The organism is Roseateles sp. P5_B10, assembly GCF_056400485.1.
On the sequence record NZ_JBFULE010000731.1, the window covers coordinates 1 to 2,647 of the forward strand.

Below are 2,647 nucleotides of genomic sequence, written 5' to 3' on the forward strand. Positions count from 1 at the left end.
CACGATGAGAGATTGCGAATCCGCGCCTCAGCGCGGACTATGAAGCTCCTGATCAATCAAACGGTGTTGAACGCCCTGCCCCGGCCGAGTCGGTATTTGTTGTCGCCACGCGGCGTCAAGAAACACCCTCTCCTCCTTCAGAAGTCATTGATTCCAAAACGAAACTTTTGACGACTGGGACAGGCAGATGTTGTCGGACAGCTTTTCCGCGCGGTTAAGGATGACCTTGCTGGGTTGAAGCCGTACAACCTGCGTCGCTGCATCAAGCCCGGATCTGCAAGCCAACGCAGCATCGCCAGGCGGCGGGCAGCATAGGAAGGCGCAACCATGACTCCAGCAAGCGTGCCAAAGCAGTTGCCTGCTCGGGTGTCGGAAAACCGCCGGCCGGTGCAGCAACCGAAGGACGCCTTGGCCAGCATCGTCGGCCCCAGCGCCTCGCTCAGCGCATTGCGCATGCGGCTCCCGATGCTGGCGCGGTCCCAATGCAGCGTGCTGGTCACCGGCGAAACGGGCACGGGCAAGGACTGCGTGGCCCGCGCCCTGCACGAACTCGGCGAGCGCCGCAGCGGGCCCATGGTCAGCATCAATTGCGCGGCGCTGCCGGACACGCTGCTCGACAGCGAACTCTTCGGCTATGAGCGCGGCGCCTTCACCGGCGCCCATGCGGCTTATCCCGGCAAGATTTCGCTGGCCAGCGGCGGCACGCTGTTCCTCGACGAGATCGGCGACATGCCGCTGCATGCCCAGGCCAAGCTGCTGCGCGTGCTCGAGACGCGCGAGGTGTTCCCCATCGGCGCGCTGCGCAGCCGCCATGTGGACGTGCGCATCGTCGCGGCGACGCATTGCGCGCTGGAACAGGCCGTGCGCAGGGGCTCATTCCGGGCGGACCTGTTCTACCGGCTCAACGTGGCCCGCATCGAGTTGCTGCCACTGAGGCAGCGCCCCGAAGATGTGGCGCCCTTGTTCGAGCACTTCGCGGGTCAACTGGATGACGGCGGCAGCGCAGGCCCGGTGCGCGTGACGGCTTCGGCCATGCTGCTGATGCAGCAGCACGGCTGGCCGGGCAATGCCCGCGAACTGCGCAACCTGGTCGAGGCCGCCGGGCTGGTGTTCGACGGCCGGCCGCTGGAGCCCGATGAACTGCCACTGTCCGGCGCGGCGTCGTTGGTCAACGATGAATCGAGCCGCGTGATCGAAGCCCTCGAGCGTTGCGAATGGAACCGCACCCGGGCCGCCGAGATGCTGCACTGGTCCCGCATGACCCTGTATCGCAAGATGAAGCAGTTCCACATCGCGCCGGAACCGGTCCGCAATGCACGTGCGCCGTAACACGCCGCTGTGACACCGCAAGTGCTTGATCCGCTGAGGTTTTCGTAGCGCAACGTCACATCGTTCATGTGACATCGTTCACGGCCGAACACGCAACTCCTTGATTCATAAGGGGCGGCGGCCACCGCCGAGCATGGCACGCCACTTGCGCAATACAGCGCATGAAGTCGCCAACCGACGTTCGACGTGACTGGGCCGCCGAGGGTTGCCCGGTCGCCGCCTCATCGGCCGGCTATCACTATGCCAACCAGTTCGAGGTCGGCTTCAGTCGCAGCGAAGTGCTGTTGCGCATGGCCCAGGCCTACGAGGGCGAGGCGCTGACGCATGGGATGCCCACGCGCGTGGTGATGACGCCGTCCTATGCCATGGCCCTGCTGCAGTTGCTGTCAGAAGCGATGCAGCGCTACGAGGCGGAGTACGGCCCGGTGGTCCCGGTCGGCAACGGCATCGTCGCGCAGGACTCCACGTTCTGACATGGCCAACGAATCCGCCCTCCTCTCCCTGGCCGAGTCGCTGGCCCGAAGGCTGGACAACGCCTGGACGCCCGAACTGCGCGCGCGGCATGGCGACATGAGCTTCCAGGCCATCGGCAGCGGTGGCCTGCTGGCGGACCTCAACGTGCAGGGCGCGGTGCTATCGGTCTGGCCCTATCGCGTCACTGTCAACGAGCAGATGCGCAATCTGAGTGCGAGCGATGCACGCCGCACACCGGGCCTGTCCAACCGGCCGCTGTCGCTGGATGTGCACCTGCTGCTGTCCATCTGGTCGGCCAACACCGCGCTGGAGCTGGCCGCGTTTGCCTGGGTGCTGCGCGAGCTGCATCGCGAACCCATCCTTGATGCATCGACGCTGTCCAGCAACGGCGGCTGGTCGGCCGAGGAGGTCGTGCAGCTGATCCCTGCCGAGATCACGGTGGAGGACATGATGCGCATCTGGGACGCCATCACGCCCAGCTACCGGCTGAGCGCGCCGTATGTGGCCCGCATCGTGCAGCTCGACGTCGAGGCGCCGGACGCCCTGCCCGTCGTGGCGCGGCGCTTCGACTATGGAGGCGTGCCGGCATGAGCGTGGTTTTCCACAGCATCGAGACCGACGTGCGCCGCGTCTGGGGCGCGCTGCGCTTCGTCGATGCCATGTCGGGCCACACCATCGACAGCCCGCTGCGCGTCGACCTGCCCGGCGCCCGGCTGCAGCGCAACCGCAGCGGTTTCTTCGTCGTCACGGCTCTGGACGATGCCGCCAATTTCGACGCCCGGCGCGACTATGAAAACGCCTTCGACCCCATCCCGCCCGCCCCGGCACTGTCACTGCCTGGCAC

Annotated in this window: 3 protein-coding genes and 1 pseudogene; all 4 read left to right on the forward strand. The window is 66.2% G+C overall.

What is annotated here, in order from left to right; translation table 11 throughout:
• Positions 1–327: 327 nt before the first annotated feature.
• The gene (locus tag AC1DU6_RS26680; RefSeq protein WP_457442293.1) at positions 328–1,329 is read left to right on the forward strand and encodes a sigma-54 interaction domain-containing protein; all 1,002 of its coding nucleotides are present in this window, start codon (positions 328–330) and stop codon (positions 1,327–1,329) included.
• Between the two features lie 161 nt (positions 1,330–1,490).
• Positions 1,491–1,802, forward strand: coding sequence for a DUF3467 domain-containing protein (locus tag AC1DU6_RS26685; protein ID WP_057299541.1), 312 nt, complete (start codon positions 1,491–1,493; stop codon positions 1,800–1,802).
• Between the two features lies 1 nt (position 1,803).
• Positions 1,804–2,394, forward strand: coding sequence for a Pvc16 family protein (locus AC1DU6_RS26690; protein WP_056197052.1), 591 nt, complete (start codon positions 1,804–1,806; stop codon positions 2,392–2,394).
• A pseudogene (locus AC1DU6_RS26695) lies at positions 2,391–2,647 on the forward strand (hypothetical protein); the annotation flags it as partial. The gene AC1DU6_RS26690 and the pseudogene AC1DU6_RS26695, both read left to right, overlap by 4 nt.

Coding starts and splice junctions, on each gene's coding strand:
- AC1DU6_RS26685 (WP_057299541.1), top strand. CDS start 1,491: ATGAAGTCGCCAACCGACGTTCGACGTGACTGGGCCGCCGAGGGTTGC.
- AC1DU6_RS26690 (WP_056197052.1), top strand. CDS start 1,804: ATGGCCAACGAATCCGCCCTCCTCTCCCTGGCCGAGTCGCTGGCCCGA.
- AC1DU6_RS26680 (WP_457442293.1), top strand. CDS start 328: ATGACTCCAGCAAGCGTGCCAAAGCAGTTGCCTGCTCGGGTGTCGGAA.